At 69.0% G+C, this 23,732-nt stretch carries 24 protein-coding genes and 1 pseudogene; 11 read left to right on the top strand and 14 right to left on the bottom strand.

Going from position 1 to position 23,732, the window contains the following annotated elements; genetic code table 11:
* Nucleotides 1-274: 274 nt before the first annotated feature.
* Entirely contained in the window at nt 275-757 is a 483-nt protein-coding gene (locus OG927_RS18050; RefSeq protein ID WP_006380568.1) for a CarD family transcriptional regulator, read from the bottom strand.
* A 611-nt stretch (nt 758-1,368) separates the two neighbouring features.
* On the opposite strand from OG927_RS18050, the gene OG927_RS18045 reads away from it, so the two are divergent.
* Entirely contained in the window at nt 1,369-2,037 is a 669-nt protein-coding gene (locus OG927_RS18045) for a DUF461 domain-containing protein (protein WP_124281497.1), read from the top strand.
* A 123-nt stretch (nt 2,038-2,160) separates the two neighbouring features.
* On the opposite strand, the gene OG927_RS18040 is transcribed toward OG927_RS18045, so the two are convergent.
* Together OG927_RS18040 and OG927_RS18035 are read right to left on the bottom strand one after the other, a co-directional pair.
* Entirely contained in the window at nt 2,161-2,841 is a 681-nt protein-coding gene (locus OG927_RS18040) for a response regulator transcription factor (protein ID WP_014047499.1), read from the bottom strand.
* Entirely contained in the window at nt 2,838-4,106 is a 1,269-nt protein-coding gene (locus OG927_RS18035) for a sensor histidine kinase (protein WP_056797338.1), read from the bottom strand. Before OG927_RS18035 ends, OG927_RS18040 begins: the two co-directional genes overlap by 4 nt.
* Before the next feature lie 199 nt (nt 4,107-4,305).
* Here OG927_RS18035 and phoU point away from each other — a divergent pair, with 199 nt between their 5' ends.
* A complete protein-coding gene (gene phoU, locus OG927_RS18030) occupies nt 4,306-4,983 on the top strand; it encodes a phosphate signaling complex protein PhoU (protein ID WP_056797341.1) in 678 nt (225 codons plus the stop codon).
* Between the two features lie 167 nt (nt 4,984-5,150).
* A complete protein-coding gene (locus OG927_RS18025) occupies nt 5,151-5,300 on the top strand; it encodes a hypothetical protein (RefSeq protein WP_164494140.1) in 150 nt (49 codons plus the stop codon).
* A 114-nt stretch (nt 5,301-5,414) separates the two neighbouring features.
* On the opposite strand, the gene OG927_RS18020 is transcribed toward OG927_RS18025, so the two are convergent.
* A complete protein-coding gene (locus OG927_RS18020) occupies nt 5,415-6,851 on the bottom strand; it encodes an MDR family MFS transporter (RefSeq protein ID WP_330320450.1) in 1,437 nt (478 codons plus the stop codon).
* 212 nt (nt 6,852-7,063) lie between these two features.
* On the opposite strand from OG927_RS18020, the gene OG927_RS18015 reads away from it, so the two are divergent.
* On the top strand, nt 7,064-7,825 hold the full coding sequence (locus OG927_RS18015; protein WP_056797351.1) for a phosphoglyceromutase: 762 nt from the start codon (nt 7,064-7,066) through the stop codon (nt 7,823-7,825).
* A 99-nt stretch (nt 7,826-7,924) separates the two neighbouring features.
* Here OG927_RS18015 and OG927_RS18010 read toward each other — a convergent pair whose 3' ends face one another.
* The 3 genes and pseudogenes from OG927_RS18010 to OG927_RS17990 form a co-directional block, all read right to left on the bottom strand.
* Nucleotides 7,925-8,131 (bottom strand): hypothetical protein, encoded by a 207-nt coding sequence (locus tag OG927_RS18010; RefSeq protein ID WP_319101095.1) that lies wholly within the window; start codon nt 8,129-8,131, stop codon nt 7,925-7,927.
* 659 nt (nt 8,132-8,790) lie between these two features.
* Nucleotides 8,791-9,857: pseudogene (locus OG927_RS36190) on the bottom strand (IS630 family transposase).
* A gap of 119 nt (nt 9,858-9,976) precedes the next feature.
* The gene (locus OG927_RS17990; protein ID WP_319101090.1) at nt 9,977-10,978 is read right to left on the bottom strand and encodes a hypothetical protein; all 1,002 of its coding nucleotides are present in this window, start codon (nt 10,976-10,978) and stop codon (nt 9,977-9,979) included.
* Between the two features lie 273 nt (nt 10,979-11,251).
* Between OG927_RS17990 and OG927_RS17985 the strand changes: the two genes are divergently transcribed.
* Nucleotides 11,252-12,042 (top strand): IS5 family transposase gene (locus OG927_RS17985; RefSeq protein WP_392930595.1). Its coding sequence is split into 2 segments (ribosomal slippage): nt 11,252-11,566 and nt 11,569-12,042, totalling 789 coding nucleotides; the frame shifts between segments, so codons are not numbered across the junction.
* Between the two features lie 48 nt (nt 12,043-12,090).
* Here OG927_RS17985 and OG927_RS17980 read toward each other — a convergent pair.
* Together OG927_RS17980 and OG927_RS17970 are read right to left on the bottom strand one after the other, a co-directional pair.
* On the bottom strand, nt 12,091-12,906 hold the full coding sequence (locus tag OG927_RS17980) for a DUF3592 domain-containing protein (RefSeq protein WP_330320447.1): 816 nt from the start codon (nt 12,904-12,906) through the stop codon (nt 12,091-12,093).
* A 639-nt stretch (nt 12,907-13,545) separates the two neighbouring features.
* Nucleotides 13,546-13,902, bottom strand: coding sequence for a hypothetical protein (locus tag OG927_RS17970; protein ID WP_330320446.1), 357 nt, complete (start codon nt 13,900-13,902; stop codon nt 13,546-13,548).
* A 388-nt stretch (nt 13,903-14,290) separates the two neighbouring features.
* On the opposite strand from OG927_RS17970, the gene OG927_RS17965 reads away from it, so the two are divergent.
* Both OG927_RS17965 and OG927_RS17960 read left to right on the top strand, forming a co-directional pair.
* Complete coding sequence (locus OG927_RS17965) at nt 14,291-14,539, top strand: hypothetical protein (RefSeq protein WP_124281501.1); 249 nt, start codon at nt 14,291-14,293, stop codon at nt 14,537-14,539.
* Nucleotides 14,536-14,778, top strand: a complete 243-nt coding sequence (locus OG927_RS17960) for a hypothetical protein (RefSeq protein WP_056797401.1) — start codon at nt 14,536-14,538, stop codon at nt 14,776-14,778. Before OG927_RS17965 ends, OG927_RS17960 begins: the two co-directional genes overlap by 4 nt.
* Before the next feature lie 21 nt (nt 14,779-14,799).
* Here the strand turns inward: OG927_RS17960 and OG927_RS17955 are convergent, their stop codons facing one another.
* Nucleotides 14,800-15,570 carry a hypothetical protein gene (locus tag OG927_RS17955; protein WP_330320445.1) on the bottom strand — a complete coding sequence of 257 codons (771 nt, stop codon included), beginning with the start codon at nt 15,568-15,570 and terminating at the stop codon, nt 14,800-14,802.
* Nucleotides 15,571-15,821: 251 nt separating this feature from the next.
* Between OG927_RS17955 and OG927_RS17950 the strand changes: the two genes are divergently transcribed.
* Nucleotides 15,822-16,934, top strand: a complete 1,113-nt coding sequence (locus OG927_RS17950) for a phosphotransferase family protein (RefSeq protein ID WP_209470027.1) — start codon at nt 15,822-15,824, stop codon at nt 16,932-16,934.
* On the opposite strand, the gene OG927_RS17945 is transcribed toward OG927_RS17950, so the two are convergent.
* Both OG927_RS17945 and mshA read right to left on the bottom strand, forming a co-directional pair.
* Nucleotides 16,903-17,412: a type III secretion system chaperone family protein gene (locus OG927_RS17945; protein ID WP_056797842.1), complete on the bottom strand. Its 510-nt coding sequence runs from the start codon at nt 17,410-17,412 to the stop codon at nt 16,903-16,905. The genes OG927_RS17950 and OG927_RS17945 overlap by 32 nt on opposite strands.
* Nucleotides 17,413-17,487: 75 nt before the next feature.
* The gene (gene mshA / locus OG927_RS17940; protein WP_056797412.1) at nt 17,488-18,840 is read right to left on the bottom strand and encodes a D-inositol-3-phosphate glycosyltransferase; all 1,353 of its coding nucleotides are present in this window, start codon (nt 18,838-18,840) and stop codon (nt 17,488-17,490) included.
* Between the two features lie 194 nt (nt 18,841-19,034).
* Here mshA and OG927_RS17935 point away from each other — a divergent pair, with 194 nt between their 5' ends.
* Both OG927_RS17935 and OG927_RS17930 read left to right on the top strand, forming a co-directional pair.
* Entirely contained in the window at nt 19,035-19,820 is a 786-nt protein-coding gene (locus OG927_RS17935) for a class I SAM-dependent methyltransferase (RefSeq protein ID WP_056797415.1), read from the top strand.
* 245 nt (nt 19,821-20,065) lie between these two features.
* Nucleotides 20,066-21,139 (top strand): C40 family peptidase, encoded by a 1,074-nt coding sequence (locus OG927_RS17930; RefSeq protein ID WP_330320444.1) that lies wholly within the window; start codon nt 20,066-20,068, stop codon nt 21,137-21,139.
* Between the two features lie 67 nt (nt 21,140-21,206).
* Here the strand turns inward: OG927_RS17930 and OG927_RS17925 are convergent, their stop codons facing one another.
* Nucleotides 21,207-21,698, bottom strand: coding sequence for an NUDIX hydrolase (locus OG927_RS17925; RefSeq protein ID WP_209470029.1), 492 nt, complete (start codon nt 21,696-21,698; stop codon nt 21,207-21,209).
* Nucleotides 21,699-21,967: 269 nt separating this feature from the next.
* On the opposite strand from OG927_RS17925, the gene OG927_RS17920 reads away from it, so the two are divergent.
* The gene (locus OG927_RS17920; protein ID WP_330320443.1) at nt 21,968-23,308 is read left to right on the top strand and encodes a PP2C family protein-serine/threonine phosphatase; all 1,341 of its coding nucleotides are present in this window, start codon (nt 21,968-21,970) and stop codon (nt 23,306-23,308) included.
* On the opposite strand, the gene OG927_RS17915 is transcribed toward OG927_RS17920, so the two are convergent.
* Entirely contained in the window at nt 23,290-23,622 is a 333-nt protein-coding gene (locus OG927_RS17915; RefSeq protein WP_056797845.1) for a DUF2516 family protein, read from the bottom strand. The genes OG927_RS17920 and OG927_RS17915 overlap by 19 nt on opposite strands.
* Nucleotides 23,623-23,732: the final 110 nt, after the last annotated feature.

The raw sequence follows: 23,732 nt of genomic DNA, 5'->3' as shown, positions 1-23,732 counted from the left end.
GGACCCCTTCCGTGACCCCTGGTCGGGCAGGCGGCAGCGAGGGCTTGGTTGAGCTTGCTGAGGGAAGCACGCCGACGGCACGGATCCGACGGGATCCGGTCGTCTTCGAGGCGGCGGACCCGCCGTGGGATCTCATGGATGCCGCAGCATGTCCGGACATGCCGCAGCGCCCGGCGACCTACCGTCCAGGACGGTGTGTCAGCGGGCACCGCGGCACATACCTACGACCGGCGTGATCCGGATTCCGGTGCGATCCGGACGCCGGCGTCAAGCGTCAGGACGCGAGGACCTCGTCGAGCAGGGCCTCGGCCTTGTCCTCGTTGGTGTTCTCCGCGAGGGCGAGTTCGCTCACCAGGATCTGGCGGGCCTTGGCGAGCATGCGCTTCTCACCTGCGGAGAGTCCACGCTCGCGCTCACGACGCCACAGGTCACGCACCACTTCGGCGACCTTGATGACATCGCCGGAGGCGAGCTTCTCGAGATTTGCCTTGTAGCGTCGGGACCAGTTCGTCGGCTCTTCGGCGTACGGCGCGCGCAGCACCTCGAAGACCCGGTCCAGCCCCTCCTGCCCGACTACGTCACGCACACCGACGAACTCCGCATTGTCCGCCGGCACACGAACCGTCAAGTCGCCCTGGGCGACCTTGAGCACCAAGTAGGTCTTGTCCACGCCTTTGATCTGGCGAGTTTCGATAGCCTCGATCAGCGCGGCCCCGTGATGGGGATAGACCACGGTGTCGCCAACCTTGAACGTCATGTGACAGGTACCCCTTCCGTGGCTATCCAGAGTAACACGAGAACGGCTTCTCCTGAATGGCGTTTTCGCAGGTCAGAGCATATCTCAGGGCTTGACAACAGCAACACGAACGTGCTGCGGAAGGCCGCCGGAAGGCGATATTCGCAGGTCGGAGCGGGCGCGCGGTCGCACTGAAACACGTGCGTCACATGGACCGGAACCCGCTCAGAAGGGGCTGAACGTCCCGTTTTGCCGGATTACGGATCTGAACTTTCCCTCCCCCGTTCGGACATCGATCACCCGTACGGCCCTTAGTCTCGATGGCTAATGAAATTGATCAACGCCCGACCGCCGGGTGGATTATGCGCAAGGAATGCGCCACCGCCGGGAGAATTGATCACGCGCCCGGTCGCGCACCGATCACGGGCGCTTTGTGAACGCGGTGCGAAACGGCGAGATCGGACCGGCTGTCAGGTCGGGCGCCCGTAGGGGCGGGTCGGGTGCGGGCCCGGGACGGCCGCTCGGTAACCTGAGTCCGCTGACACACACTTAGGGCGGCTTTACGTCGCTCGGCCTTCCTGTCCGCAGAGTCCGAAGTCCGCAGTCCGAACGTTCAAGGAGTTGCCGCCGCCGTGAGCCGCAGCCTTCGACACGGCGCCCTCGCCGCCACTGCCCTCGTGTTCTCGATCGGCACGCTGTCCGCGTGCGGCGCGGGCAACAACGCAGAGACGCTCAAGGTCAGGCCGGACAACGCGGCCACCACCGTCGACCGGATCAAGATCCAGAACGCGAACGTCATCATCCAGCCCGAGCAGGACGCCGAGGGCCCTGCCGTCGTCGCCGCCACGCTGTTCAACGACGGCCCGAAGCAGGAGGTCCTGGAGACCGTCACGCTGCCGGGCACCGGCGCCACGGTGAAGCTGCAGGCAGCTGAGGGCAAGGGACCGGTCGTGGTCCCGGCCGGCGGCCGCGTCATCCTGGGCGGCAAGGGCAACGCCTCCGCCGTGATCGAGAACGGTCGGCAGGCCGGGCGCGCCGGCGACGTGCAGAACGTCGTCTTCGCGTTCAGCAGGACGGGTGACGTCCAGCTGGGTGCCGCGATCGTCCCGGCGACCCACTTCTTCAAGGAGTTCGGCCCGAGCGCGCTGCCGGCGCCCTCTCCGAAGCCTTCGGAGAGCGCCTCCGAGACGCCCGGCGAGCCGTCGGGCACCCCGGCGGAATCCGAGTCGGCCTCCGAGTCCGGCTCCGAGGCGGAGAGCGGCACGTCCACGGAGTCGGACGAGGCGTCCACCTCCCACTGACGCATGGTGCTGCGAAGGGGCGTCTCCGGCCGGAGACGCCCCTTCGCGCAGCGGTACCGCGGCCACCGGGCCCGCCGTCCGGCTCCGTGCCGGGGTGCGCGCGTCAGGGACCGCCGTGCCGGTTTACGGCTCGAACTTGTAGCCCAGCCCCCGCACCGTGACCAGGTACCTCGGCGCTCCCGGGTCGGGCTCGATCTTGGCCCGGAGCCGCTTGACGTGCACGTCGAGGGTCTTCGTGTCCCCCACGTAGTCGGCACCCCAGACCCGGTCGATCAGCTGCATGCGGGTCAGTACGCGGCCCGCGTTGCGCAGCAGCATCTCCAGGAGGTCGAACTCCTTCAGCGGGAGGTCGACCTTGCCGCCGGAGACCGTGACGACGTGACGGTCGACGTCCATCCGGACCGGGCCCGCCTCCAGGGCCGCCGGAGTGACCTCCTCCGGCTCGCCGCGGCGGCGCAGGACCGCACGGATGCGGGCCACCAGCTCCCGCGAGGAGAAGGGCTTGGTCACGTAGTCGTCGGCTCCTATCTCCAGGCCGACGACCTTGTCGATCTCGCTGTCCTTCGCGGTGACCATGATCACCGGCACGTTGGACCGCACCCGCAGCTGCCGGCAGACCTCCGTACCGGGCAGGCCCGGCAACATCAGGTCCAGCAGGACGAGGTCGGCGCCGTTGCGCTCGAACTCGTCGAGGCCGTCCGGGCCGGTGGCCGCGATGGCCACCTCGAAGCCTTCCTTGCGGAGCATGTAGGACAGGGCGTCGCTGAAGGATTCCTCATCCTCGACGACAAGCACTCGGGTCACGGAAGAGCCTCCGGGGCAGGAAATGGTTCAAAAGTATCGGTCTCGTACGGTCCCTCGTCGTCAACGGCACCGTTGACGATGAGCGGACCGCCGCTGGTGCGACTCCGCACGACACCCGATTCGGGCAGTCGCAGGGTGAAGGTGGAGCCCTGTCCCTCGGAGCTCCAGACAGTGACCTCCCCGCCGTGCGAGGCGGCCACGTGCTTGACGATGGCGAGGCCGAGACCGGTGCCACCGGTGGCCCGTGAGCGGGCCGGGTCGACGCGGTAGAACCGCTCGAAGACACGCTCGCGGTCCTTCTCGGAGATGCCGATGCCCTGGTCGGTCACGGCTATCTCGATCAGATCCCCGCCGGGTGCGACCAGCCGCCGGGCAGCGATGCCGACGCGGGTACGGGCGGGGCTGTAGTTGACGGCATTCTCCACGAGATTGCCGAGGGCGGCCGCGAGCTGGCCACGGTTCCCCCAGACGAAGAGGCCCGCGGTGCCGCCCGACGCCATGGTTATCTGCTTGGAACCGGCCTGCTGCCGGCACCGGTCGACGGCCTCCGCGACCAGCTCCTCCACCCGTACGGGCTCCGCGTCCTCCAGCGGGTCGTCGTTCTGCACCCGGGAGAGGTCGATGAGCTCCTGTACGAGGTTGGTCAGGCGCGTCGCCTCGATCTGCATGCGCCCGGCGAACCGCTCCACGGCCTCCGGGTCGTCGGACGCGTCCATGACGGCCTCGGAGAGCAGCGAGAGCGCGCCGGTCGGAGTCTTGAGCTCATGGCTCACGTTGGCGACGAAGTCGCGCCGGACCGCTTCTATGCGGCGCGCCTCCGTGAGGTCCTCGACCAGCAGGAGCACCAGCCGCGACCCCAGCGGAGCGACCCGGGCCGAGACGGCGAGCGCCTCCCCCCGTCCCGTACCGCGCCGCGGGAGGTCCAGCTCCACCTGCCGTATCTCACCGTCGCGCCGGGTGTCCCTGGCCATGTGGAGCATCGGCTCCACCGAGAGGCGTCCGCCCCTGACCAGCCCCAGCGCGTAGGCGGCGGAGCTGGCCTTGACGACGCTGTCGCTCTCGTCGAGCACGACGGCGGACGAGCTGAGCACGGAAAGGACGGTGTCCACCCCGGGAGGCAGGGGGGCATTGCTGTCGGGCCGCATGGACGTACGCGTGGGGCGCTTCTGCTCGCGTTCACTCCAGCGGAACGCCAGCATCGCGATCACACCGGTGCACAACCCGGCGATCGCAGCAGCTGCGGCCACTGCCGCGTTCACGTCCATGCTTCAAGGTTATGCGGGCGTGCCGACACTCTCCCAGCCATCCGGGTGCCATCTCGAACACTCGTCGCCCAGAGTTCACCGAGGGGATAGTGGTGGTTCATTTAGGGGGCCGGATCCCGACGCGTTGGCCGCGCACCGTGGGAGCGTGGGGGTCGGCCCAGAGACCCCGGCCTCAGTAAGGATCTGGAGAGGGACTTCCATGCGCGACGCTTATCACGAGGAACTCGATTCGATCGGCGAGGACCTGGTCGAGATGGCCAGGCTCGTCGGATCGGCGATCGGACGGGCCACGACGTCCATGCTCGACGCCGATCTCAAGCTCGCCGAGAGTGTGATCGCCGCGGACCAGAGGGTCGACGACCTGCAGCACAACCTGGAGGCGCGGGCCATCGCGCTGCTGGCCCGCCAGCAGCCGGTCGCGACCGATCTGCGGATCGTGGTCACCTCACTGCGGATGAGCGCCGACCTGGAGCGCTCGGGCGATCTCGCCCAGCACGTCGCCAAGCTGGCACGGCTGCGCTTCCCGGCGTCGGCGGTGCCGCACGACCTGCACGCCACCATCCTGGAGATGGGGCAGCTGGCGCAGCGGCTGATGGCGAAGGCCGCCGAGGTCATCATCACGAAGGACGTCGACCTGGCGCTCCAGCTGGAGCAGGACGACGACGAGATGGACCTGCTGCACCGCACGCTGTTCCAGCACCTGATGGACGACCGCTGGAAGCACGGCATCGAGACGGCCGTCGACGTGACGCTGCTGGGCCGCTACTACGAGCGCTTCGCCGACCACGCCGTATCGGTCGCCAAGCGCGTCGTCTACCTGGTGACGGGTGAGCACGCGGACGAGATCCAGGCGGCGGCGCCGGTGGAGGGAGCGTAGCGGCGCAGAGGGCGCTTGGGGGGTAGCACGTTTGTCCCGGCGCGCGTGCGCTGTTGATGCGCCCGCCCGGTTGGGCATGCAATGGGACGGGGGCGGCACGGATGCCGTACGCCCCCGTCGTACGCATGCGTCGTACGCCGTCGAGTCGTACGCCCTGAGGAGGGACCATGGCCGATTCCCCCATGACCGAACCCCAGCAGGAGACCCCGACCGAAGTGGTGCACCTGACCGTGCTCGGCGCCTGCGGCTGCGGCTCGGGCTGCGGGTGCGGCTGCCAGTCCGGCGCGCCGTGCCAGTGCGGTGGATGCTCCGGCTGACCGGAGACGGCCGGTGGTGCCCCGCGGCGGACGGACGTCCGCCGCGGGGCACTGCCGGCCCCGCCCCGCTCGGGGGGCCTGTCCCGGTCGGGGGGCCTGTCCCGTTCGGGGCGCTCAGACTTTCGGTTCGGCGAGGGGCTGTTCCGCAAGGAACCGTTCCGCGGAGGCCTGTTCCGCGGAGGCCTGTTCCGCGGAGGCCTGTTCCGCGGAGGCCTGTTCCGCGGAGGCCTGTTCCGCGGCCGGCCGGCCGGACGGGGCCGACGCGGCACCCACGACATCCGGAGTGGCGGTGGCGGTCACCGGAGCAGACCCGGCGCCCACCGGAGCCGATCCGGCAGTCACAGGATCAGGCAGGTTGCGCATGAGCAGCCAGTAGCCGCCCGCCGCGACCGTGCCCAGCACGGCGCAGGTGCCCCACAGCCAGTCGGCGCCGTAGTGGTCGATCACGAAACCGGACATCAGCGGGGCGACGAGCGCTGCCGCGGACCAGGACATCGTGTACATGCCCTGGTAGCGGCCCCGGCCGTGTGCCGGGGAGAGCTGTACGACGATGCCCGTCTGCGTCGGCGCGTTCACGATCTCGGCGATCGTCCAGACGCACACCGTCAGTGCGTACACCCCGACCGATCCCGCGAAGGCGGTCAGCCCGAATCCGTACCCCGCGACCACGGACGAGATGATCAGCAGACGGCGCGGGTCGCGGTGCTGGATGAAGCGGGTGACGGGAATCTGCAGGGCCACGATCAGCACCCCGTTGACGGCGATGGCCATGCCGAAATCAGAGCTGGAGAGCCCGTCCGTGCCCATGGCCACCGGCAGCCCCACGTACCCCTGCTGGAAGATCAGGGCCACCAGGAACGACAGTCCGACGACTCCCATGAAGCGCCCGTCGCGCAGGACCGTGCTCAGCCGCACGTCGTCCGGGGCCCGCGTGCCGGCCGCGGGGGGCACCGCCTCGGGCCGCGATTCCGGCACCTTGAGGAAGACCACGACGGCGCACACCAGCGTCATCACGGCCTCGCCCACGAACCCGGCCAGGTAGCTGTACTCGGCGATGAATCCGGCTGCGGCCGAGGAGATGGCGAAGCCCAGGTTGATGGCCCAGTAGTTGAGCGAGAAGGCCCGCACCCGGTCCTCGGGCCGGACGATGTCGGCCATCATCGCCTGCACGGCCGGCCGGGACGCGTTGCTGGCCATGCCGACCACGAAGGCGACACCCGCGATGGCCCCGGGATGGACCATGAAGCCGAGCACGGCCACGGACACGGCGGTCGAGAGCTGCGCGATCAGCATGGTCGGCCGACGACCCAGCCGGTCCGTCATCACCCCGGCCCCCAGCGAGGAGATGACCCCGCCGAGCCCGTGGAGGGCGACGACCAGTCCGGCGTACGAGGCCGAGTAGCCCCGGTCCAGGGTCAGGTAGAGCGCCATGAACGTGGCGACGAAGGCCCCGAGACGGTTGACCAGCGTGCTGGTCCACAGCCACCAGAACTCCCTGGGGAGCCCGGCGACCGTCTCGTGCGCCGCCTTTCTCAGACCGGCGACGGACATAAGGCTTCCCCCCGAGGACGCACACAACGGATACGGGCTCTGCTCCTGTAAGCGGCCCGATGGCTGTCCGAACATTACGAAGCGCGGATCCCCGGCCGCCACTCGATTGACGCCGACCGTCAAACGTCACGCCGTACCCGCAGTACGGACGCCCCTGTCCGCCCTGTGACCGGGCGCGCGGAGGCTGCACGGGTTCGATTACGCTCGGACCCATGGCCGACGCACCGTACAAGCTGATCCTCCTCCGCCACGGCGAGAGCGAATGGAACGCGAAGAACCTGTTCACCGGCTGGGTGGACGTAGACCTCACCGACAAGGGCGAGAAGGAGGCGGTCCGCGGCGGTGAGCTGCTCAAGGACGCCGGCCTGCTCCCCGATGTCGTGCACACCTCCCTCCAGAAGCGCGCGATCCGCACCGCACAGCTCGGGCTGGAAGCGGCGGACCGCCACTGGATCCCCGTACACCGCTCCTGGCGGCTGAACGAGCGCCACTACGGCGCCCTCCAGGGCAAGGACAAGGCCCAGACCCTGGCCGAGTTCGGCGAGGAGCAGTTCATGCTCTGGCGCCGTTCGTACGACACCCCGCCGCCGGCCCTCGAGGACGGCACCGAGTTCTCGCAGAGCGCCGACCCGCGCTACGCCTCCATCCCGACGGAGCTGCGCCCGCGCACGGAGTGCCTCAAGGACGTCGTCGACCGCATGCTGCCGTACTGGTACGACGGCATCGTCCCGGACCTCCTCGACGGCAAGACCGTCCTGGTCGCCGCCCACGGCAACAGCCTGCGCGGTCTGGTGAAGCACCTGGACGGCGTCTCCGACGACGCCATCTCCGGCCTCAACATCCCGACGGGCATCCCGCTCGCCTACGAGCTGGACGCCGACTTCCGCCCGCTGAAGCCGGGCGGCACGTACCTCGACCCGGAGGCGGCGAAGGCGGCCATCGAGGCCGTGAAGAACCAGGGCAAGAAGAAGTAAGCAGAGCTGAAGAAGCCCCCTACCTGCGGGTTCTCCGCGTGGTGGGGGGCTTTCTGGTGCGCTGGGCCGTCTGTGGGCCGTCACGTGCTCAACGGGCCGTCAGGCGGGTCTGCTCCAGCGGCGGATGCGGATGTCGAGGACGATCAGCAGTGCCACGGGGACGGCGATCTCCGCGGGGGCGTCAGCCCAGAGGGCGAGTGCGCCGCCGGCAGTGCCGATGAGCGCGATCGGGAGATCGCGAGGGTGGATATCGACGGTTACGCCGACGCGTGGGACCATGGAGCCCTCCAGCTGTGCTCGGTTCACTTCGCAAGGTGATTTCTGGGGCGTGGCAATGGAGGCGAATGCCGCCCTTGCGGGGGCGGCATTCACATGCCGCAGGAACTTTCCCACAGTCATCGCGCGACAGACAAACGTGCAGCTGAAAGCCACTCTGTTCGTTTGCATAGACAGCCTGTTCATGCGCGTGGACAGCTTGTCCAAGTTCTTGGACAGAGCGCTTCGACATTTCTCGGGGACTCTGCGGACAGACCAATCTTTCCAGGAGTCACCCCCACGCAACTCGTTGCCGTTCGTTGCCACTCGTTGCCTGGTGCTGGCCGTTTCACCTCGCACTTCCTGGACCTCCGGATGTGGAGCGTCGCGCGCGAACGGGATCCCCTCCCTGTAGGGGGAGAGGGTCCGGTGGCCTTGCGGAGCGGCCGTCAGTGCTGACTAGACGGTTTAGCCAGCCCAACTTGGACAACCCGGCTTGGACAATTCAGCTTGGACAACCCGGGTTGGATAAACCGACCTGCCCTACGGACTGAAACATCCATTTGGAACCAATACTTGAAGCCCCAAAGCGGATCTCAAATATGAGGATCGAAATCGGACAACATTTGAACCCGCCCGTTATGACGCTTAACGTTTTGCGATCCGAAGATCGCACTACTGAGGTTGAACTCGGGATGTCGTGCTGCTGATCAGGCGGGTCGGATGGTCAGGCCGGTCTCGGTGAGACAGCCGTCTATGAGATGGCTGCGGTACTGGATGTGCCGCAGGCCGCGCCGGACGGTCTGGTCGAGGTGTTCCGGGGTGCGGAAGGCGACGTTCGAGAGCCAGCCGCGGCGTAGGAGTGACCAGATGCCTTCGACGGGGTTGAGGTCGGGTGCGTAGGGTGGCAGGTAGTGGATGGTCAGCCAGTCGCGGGATTCGGCGAACTCCCTCAGCCCTGCGGCTTTGTGGACGTTGAGGTTGTCCCAGATGAGGACGATGGGGCCGTCGAGTTGTTGGTGGGCGGCGATCAGCAGGTCCCGGTAGTCGCGCCAGGAGAAGCTCTTGCGCCCGTCACGGTTGCCGTCGTCCCGTCGCGGCCGGTAGATCAGCCTCGATCGGTAGCCGGGTTTGTAGCAGGTCAGGGCGGCAATGGAGAGTCGGCGGCGGGAACGGCCGCGGACCCGGACCACCGGAGTGCGGCCGTGTGGTGACCAGGTCTTGGCGTGCGGCGGCGTCATGGAGAAGCCAGCTTCGTCCTCGAAGACCAGCCAGGCCCCACGGGCCGCCGCTAACCTTCCGCGCGGGGCCACACCTCCTTGACCCACCCAGCGACCGCATCATCGTCCCGCTCCATGGCACGACGGGCCGGAACCTGACAGGACCAGCCGTTACGCACCAACAGCTTCCGCACACCTTGGATCGTGTACGTCAGATGGAAGCGCCGACCGATCAACGTCTTCACGCGGCTCAGAGTCCAGCGCTGGTCCTCCCAGCCATGCGCGGCCGGCCCCTTGGCCAGCTCCGACTCCAGCTGAGCGAACTGCTGATCGCTCGGCCTCGGCAGTGACGCCGGCCCCTGCGACCGCAGGGATCGCGGGCCGCCCTCGGCCCACGCGTGACGCCATCGCTGGACCGAACGGACACTGACCCGCAGATCTCTGGCGATCGCTGTACTGCCCTCACCCCGGGCGAACCGCTCGGCCGCCTGGAGCCGTAACTCTTCACGGAAATGCTGCCGTTAGGCGGTCAGCCCGCCCTCTTGTGGATACCGCATGCCTTCGGTGATACCGCAGCCAACGGCCAGCCGTCACCCCCTACGACACCACGCGTTCAATCTCAGTAACCCAGTGAAACAGCGGCTGGCAGTGACAACGAGCGTCAGGGCAGCAGTCATTACGCCAGCTCGCGATCCACCTGGTGTAGATAGCTGAACGGATGCTCTCTTTTCGCAAAGAACAGTGGGCGAACTTCTCGAGTAGCGATATTGAATCCGATACTACCCGCTATGCCAGCAACCCAGCCGAGATTCGGGACGATCAACGCCCCTACAGCAGCTGCAGCTACTCCTACCGTGACCGAGATCGACCTGTGCACCCAGGCTGTACGGCTCGCTCGGGCCGCCGACTGATAATCCCCGCATGCCTGGTTCAGCTCCACCCGCATTCGTTGCAGCACGTCGGCTGGATGCTCCCATTCGCGGCACAGATCGCTCAGCATGGTCTGCGTAGCACGCATCAAGCGCTCTCGCTCGGAGGCATACCTGTCGCGAAAAGCCAGCACCTCAGAAGTGGGTGTACCTGGCGCTGGCATCGGAAGCAAGCGGCCCAACTCCACCCGCCAGGCCGCCACACCGAAGCCAGGAGCTATTGGACGCAACGACGTTTCATAGGAAAATCGTTGATCCGTGTAGGGCGTGTAGGCGCGAGCATCGGTCGTGAGAGCCACTTCCTGTGCCAACGTACCGATCAAGAGGAGTCGCACCTCCCTGGAGACAGCTACAGCTGCACCAAGTGGTGTCCGTGCGTTCCCAAGCCGCCGCCCCAAGCCTAGGCGGATGATCTCCGCCTCCAAAAGGTATCCGACCTTTGAGCGGAAGAGGAAGGCGTCCATGACCGAGACCTGAGGGCTTGGCGGCCTGGAGGCCAGTTCGCGAAGCTCCCTGATCAAAACATCGAGGTGAAGCGTGTCGTCGAGTGGCTGGTTGTATTGCTGGCCCAGAACGATGGGGTGGTAGAGCCCTCTCGCTTTGAGGTCCTTCAACTCTTCCGAGACCGCGACCTCGTAGACCTCTGGATCGCCCGGCACTACGGAAGCGATGTCGTCCCAGTACAGCAGCGCCTGATGCAGGACTGCCTGGGGCGGTCTAACCAAAGGGTAGTAGAGCAGTGTCGGCATGGGCCCCCTCAACATCCACCTTCTGAGCGATAGATCAACCGTAGCGGATTACCTGAAGCAGCGTCATGGGACCTGAGTGACCGCGGAGGACGTTCTCATGAGCCAGCAAAGAGCGAGGCCCAACTCATCATCGATGTAGGTGACGGATCAACTCTCTACGTCGGGCGGTTCGGTCCCTAAGAGCTCGTAACACGATCTTGTTGATGTGGGCTGGTTGGGCGTTACCGGTGTGACGAGGCGGCCGTTCGTGAGGGTGTGGGTACTCGACCGTGGATCGTGGACGATGAGTTGTGGGCGTTGATCGAGCCGTTGTTGCCGCCGTGGCCGGAGCGGTCTCCGGGGCCTCGGCCGGTGTCGGACCGGCTCTGTCTGCAGGGCATTCTGTTCGTCCTCTACAACGACATAGCCTGGCAACTTCTGCCGTTGGAGCTGGGCTTCGGCTCCGGGCAGACGTGCTGGCGTCGCCTGGACCGGTGGCAGAAGGCAGGGGCTTTCGACCGGCTGCACCGGGTCATGCTCGCCGAGCTGAACGCGGCCGGCGAGCTCGACTGGTCACGGGCCTGCGTGGATGGTTCTCACATCCGCGCGAAAAAGGGGGCTCCGACACCGGTCCGTCGCCGGTCGACCGACGGAAGACAGGCAGCAAGCACCATCTGATTTGCGACGGACGCGGCACCCCACTGAAGGTCATCACGACCGCGGCGAACGTCAACGACGTCACCCAGACCCTCGCCCTGGTCGACGGCATCCCGCCCGTCGCAGGGCGCCCCGGCCACCCCCGGCGCCGACCTGAATCCCTGCTCGGTGACAAGGGCTACGACTCCAACGCCCACCGCGACGCACTGCGGAACCGACGGATCCTGCCTGTCATCTCACGCAAGGGATCCCCGAACATCAAGGGCATCGGCAAGCTCCGCTACATCGTGGAGCAGACCTTCGCCCTGCTCCACCAGTTCAAGCGGCTCGCCGTGCGCTGGGAACGCCGCACCGAACTCCACGACGCCTTCGTCTCCCTCGCCTGCAGCCTGATCTGCTTCAGGCGCCTCAAGCAGTGCCGATCATGAGCGGTGGTTCCAGTTCTTAAGAAGTGCTCGGCACGCGCGCGTACGGAGTCAGCCACGCAATGCGATGAAGAGCTGGTACCCGGTGACTCCAAGCCCGCCGCAGGCCATACCGAGGCCTACGACTGCCATCAGCGCCATCATGACCTGGCCGTACAGGGACTGGCGGGCGGAGGCGCGGCTGGGGTTGCGCGGGTCGTAACTGAGCTCCAGTTGCTGCCCGCCGGTCGGCTCCCGGTAGAAGTGCAGCCCGCCATCCTGGTCCACATACCGGTACACCTTGGTTTTGTCGGTGTAGTGGTCGAGTTCGGCCATCACCGTGATGCCGTGCTTGGGGAGTCGCAGCGCGTCGTACAGGCCTCGTCCCAGCGTCAGAGCCATGAATGCCCCCGCACACGCGAAGAGCTGAAAGAACGGCAGCGCGATCGCCCATGCCGGCTCACGGAGCACCGCCACTGCCACATCGATCACCGCGAAGACCGCGATCACGGCGACAACGAGACAGCGCTTCGAGGACCATCGGGGGTGCCCAGCAGGCACTTCGGTGATCAGATCCTCGCCGTCGACGCGCGGTCCTTCGGCCGCGCTCTCGGGCAGGCGGGCCTCCAGGGCGGCGCAGACCGCGGTCACGGCAGCGGCGCTGGCATCGTGAACCGCGTACACGGCAGGAGGGCGGTCGGCCTCTGCAGTCGTCAGTACGACCTCGAACGAGCGGTCGAGGCTGCGGACCGCTTCGATGGCATCCAGCGGAATTTGTGTCACGCGCCCGTCCTGTTCCCACTGCACGTAGTCGAGTCCGTCCCCGAAGCGGGCGGTGGCATTGCTGCCGCGCAGCACGAGGGATGGGAGGGCAGGCGTCGTCGTCATGTGCATATGACGGCTGAGATCAGCAAACGGTTGCCCACCGTCGTGGCAGGCGCACGCCACAGCCTTGGGGCAGAAGGCGGCTCCACTCAGCGCTGGGGCATCTTGGTCCCTGGCACCACCGGGCCACGACGATGATCCAGAAGCAAAGTCACGCACCCAACATCTGAGCCGTCCTTGCCAACTTCGATTACCGCCCTCAGCCCGCACGCGCTCGCCTAGCGCTGACTCTGGCCCCACCCGACCAGAACGCTTGAACAAGATCTTGTTACGAGCTCTTAGCTGGGTGCAGCGAGACACACACGCACTTGGTCGGTCGACGCAACGCTTAATTTCTCCATGTGCCCAAAGCGGCCGCGTTATCTCCGCATCGGCGACGAACTCCGGCAGCGGAGCACGTGTGGGAGCCGGGGGGACCACCCGCCTTCCCGCGCCCAGATCAGTAACGAGTGCGGTGTAGGCGACAACAAGGTCCATCGAGCGCGGGCGTCGCTGATCTCCCAGAGACGGAGTCGACCAGCGCCTCCACCTCCGAAAACCGTGTGCCGAAGGGCCGGGTCGGGTCATGTACCTCACCAAGCCCCGACCATACGTGCGGGTGATGCGATCGTCGGCACGTGAGCAGCCGACCGGATCGCCCTCCTAGGAGCTGTCCGGCCGATCATGTAAGCGTCGTTTGATCTGGATCGCCGTGCCTATCGCCGCCGCCATCGTGCCCATCAGCGCCGTCGTGATGAGGGAGGCGAGGAACAGCGCCTCCAGCCACCCGGGGTTCCCGCCGGTGGTCGTGCCGTCGAAGGAAGCGCACGCCACCTCCGGTGGAAAGCTCTGCCTGCGCAGGTCGTGGCAGGCGTTGGGCAGGTCGTCGTTGACCACGTACGCGTTCAGCCAGAGCAGGGCCCAGGTGAGCAGGAATACGCCCAGCGCGGCGAACGAGACGCCCCACAGCAGAGTCGGGCGTTCTGGCGGCGCCTCGGTGTCCCGCTCGGGGGGTTTCATGATCGGCAGCGTACGACGCAGGTGGAAGGGCGTCCACGGTCTGTTCCGGGGCAGCCGCGTCCGTTTCTCGGCACCGGTTGCGGCACAGGGAGGGCCACGAAATCTGCACCGCGGCAGTGCCGAAGCCGGCTGTCTGCGGGCGCGGGTGGGCCGCACCGGGTGCGCCCCGCGTGCCGGCGGGGCGCACCCGGGTGCGCCGGAGCGCTTCCAGCCTCGGCCGACTGCTTCCGGCCGGGGTGTGTCGCGCGTGCGTGCGGACCGTACGCACGGTCCGGGCCCGAGCGGCACCCGCTAACGTGACCCCTGTGGCCGCCTGTTGCTCACATGCGTGCGGGACGGGGAGCGGGTAGGCAGAGCACGAGGAGCAAGGAGATCGGAGAGAGCGATCATGGGCGAGTCTCTGAAGACCTTCGTCGGCGGCACCGAGGTCGAGGTGCCCAACAGCATCCCGGCGATCCGTGCCGCGCTGCCCGAGGAGAGACGCGAGGAGTTCGACCACGCGATCAACGACGCGGGAGTGCACGAGATCCAGGCCGTGATGCGGCACTGGATGCTCGAATCCGTACCCGATCCCGAGGCCGAGCAGATCCTGCACCGACTGGCGCAGGACGAGGCCGAGAGGCGGAGCGTCGCTTGAGCTTCCGTATCTCCTACGCACCGCCCGCCGACGACACCCTGGCCAAGATGGGGGACGGCGACGCCTTCCGGGACGCAATGGCGCGCACCCTCGGCCGTGAGCCGTACGGACATGCCTCCACGGCCGTCAAGCGTGAACGTGACAGGCGCGAGGCGACCGTGTCCGGGGCCATCGTCCTCTACTACGTCTCCGGGTCCGTGCTGACGGTCACCGTGGTCCGGCTCGTACCGCTGCCGTGACCCGGAGGACGTGGACGGGCCTCAGCCGAGCTTCTTGGCCTGCGCGTCGATGACCGCGGTCGGCATGTCGAAGTCCGGGGACTTCCCGCCGAAGGCGCTCAGGTTGAAGGAGAAGACCGTCGCGACGGTGCCGCCCTGGCGCAGCGTCACGAGCTTGAACGGGACCAGTGCGTCCGCCTCACCCATCAGCACCGTCCACGCGACGGCCTCCTCGCCGCCGTTGACCTTCTCCTCGGTCAGCTTGACGACCTTCTGCTTGGAGTCCTTCATCGTCAGGGTGAAGCCGCCGGTGGCGCACTTGGCCGCGGACTCGCGGAGCTCGGCCAGGCTCTTCACGGCGCCGTCGCCCTCGTAGGAGGCGAGCGTGACCAGCGACGACGTCGAGTCGAGTGCGCCCGCGAGGTCGTCCTTCGAGGCACCGGTGGGCTTCTTGGGCTCACTGACGACCTTGCGGCCGGCGTTCCCGACGGGCGTGCCGCGCTTCACCCCGTAGAAGGCGTGACCGATGGGCTCGCACTTCTTCTTGTCCACGGTGACGTCGGCTGCCGCGGCGATGTCCTCCGGACCGGTCTTCGTGATCTTGTGGTCTGCGACGTCGCCCTGCTCCAGCGACGCCTTCTCCAGCTCGGCGGACGTCAGCGCCTTGACCGCGGGCTTCGCGTCGGCCCCGGCGTCCGGCTTCGCGCCGTCCTTCGTGCCGGCGGAGTCCGAGCCGCCGCAGGCGGTGGCCAGCAGGGCCAGGGCCGCTGCGGTTGCGGCGAGGGCGGTACGGCGTACGGCGGTGGCGCGCATGGTTCGTCTCTCCGTCTGAGATGTCACGTCCGGGGGCTCACGTCTGAAAGCTCGCGTCCGTAGGATCAACAGCCCCTTCCGGCACGGAACTTCAGCGGCCAGGGGAAGGGTGTTGCAGTGCGTCACACTCTACGTTCGGACACCTGTCCGATGATCGCTCCGCACGGTCACGGGATGTGATCGTGACTCTGTTGTGATCACGCTGTGAAGACGCTGTGGGACCACCGCAGCATGGTCCGAGGAGTCCGCCCGTGCCCGTCGACGCAACAGCAGCCGTACGCCGCGCGGTCGAGGCCGCCGCGGGGCCGGGTAGCGCGGTCGCCTCCTACGAGCCGCTCACCGGTGGCACGTACAACGTCGTCACTCGTGTGACCTTCGAGGACGGCCGCGACTGGGTGGTGAAGATCCCGCCCCTCCACGGTGCGGGGATGAGCTACGAACAGCGGCTGCTCGTCAACGAGGTCACCTTCTACGAGGAGGCGGCGCCCGTGGGGCGCGGCACGATCCCCCAGGTCGTGCACAGCCGGACCGACGCCACCGAACCGGCGGGGGCGTACGTCGTCATGACCGCGTGTCCGGGGCGGCCCTGGCACGACCTCGATGCCGAGCTGACGGACAGTGAGCGTCGTGGTCTGCGCACGGAGCTCGGACAGCTCGTCGGACGCCTCCACACCGTGACGGGACCGGGTGGGTTCGGGTACCCCGCCGAGCCCTTCGGGCCGCCGTCGCCGACCTGGCGGGAGGCGTTCACCGCGATGACCGGTGCGGTGCTCGACGACGCGGAGGCATACGGCGCGCAACTGCCGTGGCCGACAGGGAAGATCCGTGCGCTGCTCGGCTCGGCGGACTACGTACTGGACGACGTGACCCGGCCCGCCCTGGTCCATTTCGATCTGTGGCAGGGCAATCTGCTGGTGACCGGGGAGCCGGGCACCCGGTCCATCGGCGGGATCATCGACGGTGAGCGGATGTTCTGGGGCGACCCGGTCGCCGACTTCGTCTCGGCAGCGCTGTTCGGGGACGTGGAGGCGGACCGGGACTTCCTCTCCGGGTACGCGTCCACGGCGGGCGGTCCCGTCGAGTTCACCCCGTCGGTACGGCTCAGGCTCGCCCTCTACCGCAGCTACCTCTACCTGATCATGCTCACCGAAACAGTCCCCCGGGGCGTCCCTGCGGACGCGCTGGAGTGGACGCGCACGGAGGTGGCTCCGCGGCTCGTGGCAGCGCTGGGCGAGGTGGCGGCCATCAACGAGGTGGCAGCCCTCGGCGAGGTGGCGGCGCCCAACGGTGTTGCGGCGCCGGACCGCCCCGCGCCCGGCCACGTGGTGGGGATCAGTCGGCGGAGCGCCGGGTCAGGTGGGTGAAGGCGTCCAGATTCCGCGTGGACTCGCCACGCTCCACCCGCCACGCGTACTCCTTGCGGATCGCGCTCGCGAAGCCCAGTTCGAGCAGGGAGTTGAAGGCGCCGTCCGCCGCTTCGAGGACCACGCCGAGCAGCCGGTCGAGCTCCTCGGGGGTCACCACGGAGAGCGGCAGTCTGGCGACGAGATAGACGTCGCCGAGCGGATCGATCGCGTAGCTCACCCCGAAGAGACGCAGGTTGTGCTCCAGCAGCCAGCGGTGCACGGCGGCGTCGTTCTCGTCCGGGTGGCGGATGACGAAGGCGTTGAGGGACAGGGAGTGCCTGCCGACCCGCAGGGAGCAGGTCGTGGACAGCTTCCGGGTGCCGGGCAGCGTCACGACGTAGCTGCCGGGTCCTGGGCTCTCCCATGCGAGCTCCGCGTCGTTCAGCGTCGCCTCGATGACCTGCGCCGCTGCTGCTTCGTCCGGTACGTCAGCCATGGTGCGAGCGTACGACAGCGGGGCCGGGGCGGGGCCGCAGCCGTGCTGCGGGATCACGCCGGCGGGGCAGCGGCCTCAGCGGTGGTGCGAACGGGCACGGCGGCGGTGGTCGTGCATCGCCGCCGTGTACACGTCGGCGGTGGCCGCGGCGGCCGTGTCCCAGCCGAAGGACTGGGCGTGCGCGGCGGCCGCCCGGCCCATCCGGTCGACCAGCTGCGGGCTGTCCGCGAACCGGCCGAGCGCCTGTGCGTAGGCGTCCGGATCGTGGCCCGGGATCAGGAAGCCGCTGACCTCGTCGCGCACCGCGACCGGAAGACCCCCCACGGCTGCCGCGACCACCGGGGTGCCGGACGCCTGTGCCTCGATGGCGACCAGCCCGAAGGACTCGTTGTACGACGGCATGACCAGCACGGACGCGGCCCGGAACCAGTCGGCGAGCTGGTCCTGCCCGACCGGCGGGTGGAACCGTACGACATCGGCGATGCCCAGCCGCGCGGCGAGCTTCTGCAGGCCCTCCGGCTTGGCGAGCCCGCTGCCGCTGGGGCCGCCGACGACCGGCACGACGATGCGGGAGCGCAGCGACGGATCGCGGTCCAGCAGGACGGCGACGGCGCGCAGCAGCACGTCGGGGGCCTTCAGCGGCTGGATGCGGCCGGCGAAGAGGGGGATGAGCGCGTCCTGCGGCAGTCCGAGACGGGCCCGGGCGGCGGCGCGGCCGTCGGCGGGACGGAAGCGGTCCAGGTTGACGCCGGGGTGGACGATCGCGACGGCGGCCGGGTCGGCCTCGTAGAAGCGGACGAGCTCGTCCGCTTCCCCCGCGGTGTTCGCGATGAGCCGGTCGGACGCGTGCACGATCTGTGTCTCGCCGATGACCCGTGCGGCGGGCTCGGGGGTGTCCCCCTCGGCGAGCGCGGCGTTCTTGACCTTCGCCATGGTGTGCATGGCGTGGACGAGGGGGACGCCCCAGCGCTGGGCGGCGAGCCAGCCGACCTGCCCGGAGAGCCAGTAATGGGAGTGGACGAGGTCGTAGTAGCCGGGCCGCTGGCCGGCCCACGCCTGCATCACGCCGTGCGTGAAGGCGCAGAGCTGGGCGGGCAGCTCCTCCTTGGCCAGGCCCTCGTAGGGCCCCGCGTCGACGTGACGGACCAGGACGCCGGGCGCCAGTTCGACCGACGGGGGCAGGGCGCCGGTGGTGGCCCGGGTGAAGATCTCGACCTCGATGTTGATCGCCGCGAGGCGCTTGGCCAGCTCGACGATGTAGACGTTCATGCCGCCCGCGTCGCCGGTGCCCGGCTGGTGCAGGGGGGACGTGTGCACCGACAGCATCGCGATGCGGCGCGGCTTGCGAGGGCCGCCCGCGAAACCGCCCGGGAAGCGGATGCGCGGTGCCACACGGCCGCTGCCGAGCCGAGAGACGTACTGGCTCACCTGGTCCCGCTCCTCCTCGCTCGGGGCATGACGCGTAAGGGGCGCACGGCCCCTTCCAAGAGGAAAAACAGCGGAACCCAGCCATTCATTTCCGCTTTGCCAAATCATTACGATGCTCCCGGCGTGCCGGGGCACCCTGCCCCGCTCCCCGCTCCGCGCCTGCCCCCGCCAGTGCTTCGCATACGCTCGCTGTCATGCACCAGCGCCCCATCGGCACCGCGACCCGCGGGACCACCAACCCCAACCGGCTGCGCCGCATGGACCGCTGGATCGCCGCCACCCACGGCCCCGCCCTGCGACGCGAGGTCTCCCCCGTCGCGGTCGACCTCGGGTACGGCGCGGCGCCGTGGACCGCCGTCGAGCTGCTGGCACGGCTGCGGACCGCCGAGCCGCGCACGCGGGTCGTCGGCATCGAGATCGACCCCGCGCGGGTCGCCGCCGCGACGCCGTACGAGCGCGAGGGCCTCACCTTCGTCCACGGCGGCTTCGAGATCCCTCTCGCCGGCCGCCCCTCCCTCATCCGGGCGGCGAACGTGCTGCGCCAGTACGACGAGGGCGACGTCGCCGCGGTCTGGCGGCGGCTGTGCGCGCGGCTGGCCCCCGGCGGCCTGCTCGTCGAGGGCACCTGCGACGAGATCGGGCGCAGACACGTCTGGGTCGCGCTCGGCCCGGAGGGCCCGCGCACCGTCACCTTCGCGACCCGGCTCGGCTCGCTGGATCGCCCCTCGGACCTCGCGGAGCGCCTTCCCAAGGCCCTGATCCACCGCAATGTGCCGGGCGAACCCGTCCACGCCTTCCTCCGCGACCTCGACCGGGCCTGGGCCACGGCCTCCCCCTACGCGTCACTGGGGGCGCGGCAGCGCTGGATCACGACGGTCCGGACGGTCTCCGCCGACTGGCCGCTGACGGACGACGTACGACGTTGGCGGCAGGGCGAGGTCACGGTGCGGTGGTCCGCGCTGCGGCCCGGCGCGCTCTGACCGTCCCGGGCGTCCTGGCGGCGCCGCGCGCCCGGGAGGGCTTCCGGTGCCGACGGAGCCGGGGCCCGGAAGCGGGAACGCACGCGGACCACCATTCGTCCCCCTCTGTGACGCGTCAGGTGGCGCGGGCCACTGTTGTTTTGCGGGGTGGCATGGCACGATCGCGTCGTCGACCAAAAGTTACTGACGGTAAGTCACATGTCCGCGATCTGGCTTTCGTTGCCTTTCGCCCGGAGGGGGAGCTCGTGAACCGACGCCACTGTGCGAGTGCCGCGATCACTCTGGTCTGCGCACTCGCCCTGCTGACCGCGCCGGTCCAGGCCATGGCGGCTCCGGTTCCCGAGCCCTTCCCCACCGCCTCCGCCGCACCTTCCGCTCCCGGGAAGAAGAGCCTCGAGGAAGTGCGCGAGGAGATCGACCTGCTCTACCGCAGGGCCGGGGCGGCCACGGACGCGTACAACCTCGCCGAGGAACAGACGAAGAAGCAGTCCGGTGAGATCGTCCAGCTGGCCGGGGCGATCGCCGAGGGACAGGCGCGGATCGCGGAGCTGAAGGGCAGGGCGGGTGCCGAGGCCCGCGAGCAGTACCGCAACGGCGGCCTGCCGCCGGGCGCTCAGCTGGTGCTCAGCGGCGACCCGAATCTCTTCCTCGACGGCGTCAACCAGGTCAGGCAGGGCCAGCAGGCGACCAAGGGCATGCTGACGGAACTGACGCAGGCCCAGGAGGACTTGGAGACGTACACCAAGGACGCCGGCCTCAACTGGGCGAAGCTCGAGTCCAACCGCGTCAAGCAGGCCGAGGCCAGGAAGACCGTCAAGGCGCAGATCGCGGCGGCGAAGAAGCTCGAGGCGCAGCTCGAGAAGAAGGAGCGGGCCCGGCTCCTCGAGCTGGAGCAGGACGCGGCGTCCACGGCACAGAACGCCTGGCTCTCGTCCGGCGCACTCCTGGACATCAACCGCGAGGCGAGCGCGAGCGGCAGGCAGGCGGTGACCTTCGCGACCGCCCAGATCGGCAAACCGTACGTCTGGGGGGCCGAGGGGCCCGGCTCGTACGACTGCTCGGGTCTGACCTCGCAGGCCTGGGCCGCGGCGAAGCGGCCGATCCCCCGGACGTCCCAGGAGCAGTGGCGGCAGCTGCCGCGCATTCCTGTCCAGGACATGCGCCCCGGTGACCTGATCATCTACCACGGTGACGCCAGCCACGTCGGGATGTACGTCGGCGACGGCATGATCGTGCACGCGCCACGGCCCGGCCGCAACGTCACACTGGCGGGCGCCGGCTCGATGGAGATCCTGGGAGTGGTCCGCCCGGACAAGTAGTCCCGCCTGCCGTCCGCGCAGCGGGACCCGGCCGGCGGCCGGACCCGCAACGCAACGGGCCGGACGCTTACGGGTGCGCAGCGGACTGCGGGGAGACCGCGTACCGGGTGGCGGGCTCGTCGGCCACGGCGGCCGCGATGCGGGCGATCATGTCGTCGGACAGGGGAGGCAGGTCCCCCAGGGGGAACCAGCGGGCCTCCGTGTTCTCCCCGTCGGCCGGATACGGCTCACCGGACCGCCAGCGGAACCGGAAGACCAGATCGAGGTACTGGGCCCGGTCCCCGTTCCCGTAGACGACGGGACCCGTCACGTGGACCAGGACGAGACGCTCGGGGACCGCGTCGGTACCGGTCTCCTCCAGCACCTCGCGGACGGCGGCGTCCGCCGGCTGCTCCCCGGGGTCGATGATCCCGGTCACGGCGGTCCACGCGCCGTTGTCCGCGCGCCTCACCAGAAGGACCTGCCCCTCCCTGAGGACGACTGCCGTCACCCCCGACAGCCACAGCGGGTCGTTCCCGATCTTTTCGCGCAGCGCGAGGATGAAATCCGGTGTCGCCATCGAGCCAGGATAGGAACTCTCCGGATCACGCGCACCGGCCCCCGCCCGGGCTCCCGGGGGCGTGATGTTTGTCATGGCTCCCCTGTCCGCTTCGTCCGTACGCATCGGTCCGGATCCGTGACAGGACGCGGCTTATGGTCGCGCATATGCCACGGGCTGATCTTCGAACACCATTCCGCTCCCCCGCTCCCGACCGCTATCGTCCCCGTCTGGCAGATCGCCGATCGTCGCCCCGCCGCACCCTCGGGGGAGGGAAGGAACCCGAACCGATGCCCGTACCCGTACCCGTACCGCAGCAGCGCACTGTGCCCGCTGCGGAGGCCACTCATGGCGCCGACCTCACCCTCCTGGTGATCACGGACGACCCTGCGGGCACCTTCACCGTCCCCGAGCTGCCGTCCGCCGCCGGGACCAGGGTGCGCGTCCGAACCGCGCGCAATCTCACCGAGGCCGGCCGCCTGCTCACCGACGACGTCGACTGCATCCTGCTCGACCTCGGCCTCGCCCTGCCGGCCGGCGTCCGGGCCGACGGGCCGGACGGCACCGCACACGACGAGCTCGCCACCCTCAAACACGTCCTGCGCATCGCGCCGCGGCACGCCGTCCTCGCCCTCACGGCGGAGGACGACGCCGAGCGGGCCGCCGACGCGGTACGCGTGGGGGCACAGGACTACCTCTTCCGCGGAGAGCTCGACGGACGCCTCCTCAGCCGCGCCATCCGGTACGCCGTGGAGCGCAAGCGCGCGGACGTCGCCCAGCACCAGCTGACCGAGTCCCGGCTGCGTGCCCAGGAGAACGCCAGGCTGGAACGCGGGCTGCTGCCCACGCCGCTCCTGGACGGCTCCGACCTCGCCTTCGCCGCCCGCTACCGGCCGGGCCGCAGTCGTGCCCTGCTCGGCGGGGACTTCTACGACACGGTCCGCACGCCGGACGGCACGGTCCACGCGATGATCGGCGACGTCTGCGGGCACGGCCCGGACGAGGCGGCCCTCGGCGTCGAACTGCGCATCGCCTGGCGGGCACTGACCCTGGCCGGGCTCTGCGGGGACGATCTGCTCTCCACGCTGCAGCAGGTCCTGGAGCACGAACGGCAGAGCGAGGAGATCTTCGCGACGCTCTGCACCGTCGACATCGCTCCGGACGGCCGCCGCGCCGGACTCTGCATCGCCGGCCACCCCGCGCCGCTGATCGCCCGCAGGGGGCAGGCGGCGCAGCTGCTCCCCCAGGAGGACGGCGGCCCCGCTCTCGGTCTGCTCCCGCAGGCCCGCTGGCCGCGCAGGCAGATCCAGCTGGGCGGCTCCTGGAGCCTGATGATGTACACCGACGGCCTCATCGAGGGACGCGTCGGACCGGTCGGGACGCAGCGGCTCGGCCAGGACGGCATGGTCGCGATGGTCAACGGACAGCTCGACGGAGGGCTCGGCGGCGAAGCGCTGCTGGAGGCCGCGGTCGCCAGGGCGCAGGAGCTGAACGGCGGCGAACTGACCGACGACGTGGCGGTCCTGCTGCTGGAGCGCGACGAGACCCGGATACGACGACGGGACGGGAGCGCGATGCGCTCCCGTCCCGGCTCGGCCCGACCGGCCGGCGCTCAGCGCCCGCCGTTGTAGGGACCGTAGGGTCCGTCGCTGCTCGATCCGCCCCGGCTGCTGCCGCCCGATACCGCCTTGATCGCCGGCCTGACGTCCACCATGAAGACGATGGACGCGATAACGCCCGCGATCTGCAGGAACAGGATCGGAATGACCAGGTTCACCACGACGGTGATGCCGAGGATGATCAGCCAGAACGACTTCTTCTGCTTGCCCGCCGCACGGTAGGCGTCCTCGCGCGCCGTCACCGCGAAGACCAGCGCGACCACGGCCAGCACGAGCATGGCCAGGAACAGCAGCTGGAGGAACGAGCCGAATGCTGCGAGCAACATGGTGAGCACCGCCTAGTCAGTGGATGAGCGCCTCGCGGCCAAGGTACCGGGACAACGACCCGGCCACCCCGAAGGTGCCCGGACCGTTCCGCCGGTTCCCGTCCGTCCCG

The organism is Streptomyces clavifer (assembly GCF_036345975.1).
Taxonomy (GTDB): domain Bacteria; phylum Actinomycetota; class Actinomycetes; order Streptomycetales; family Streptomycetaceae; genus Streptomyces; species Streptomyces clavifer.
Note: the sequence above shows the minus strand (reverse complement) of the source record. Positions and strands in the feature narration are given on the sequence as shown.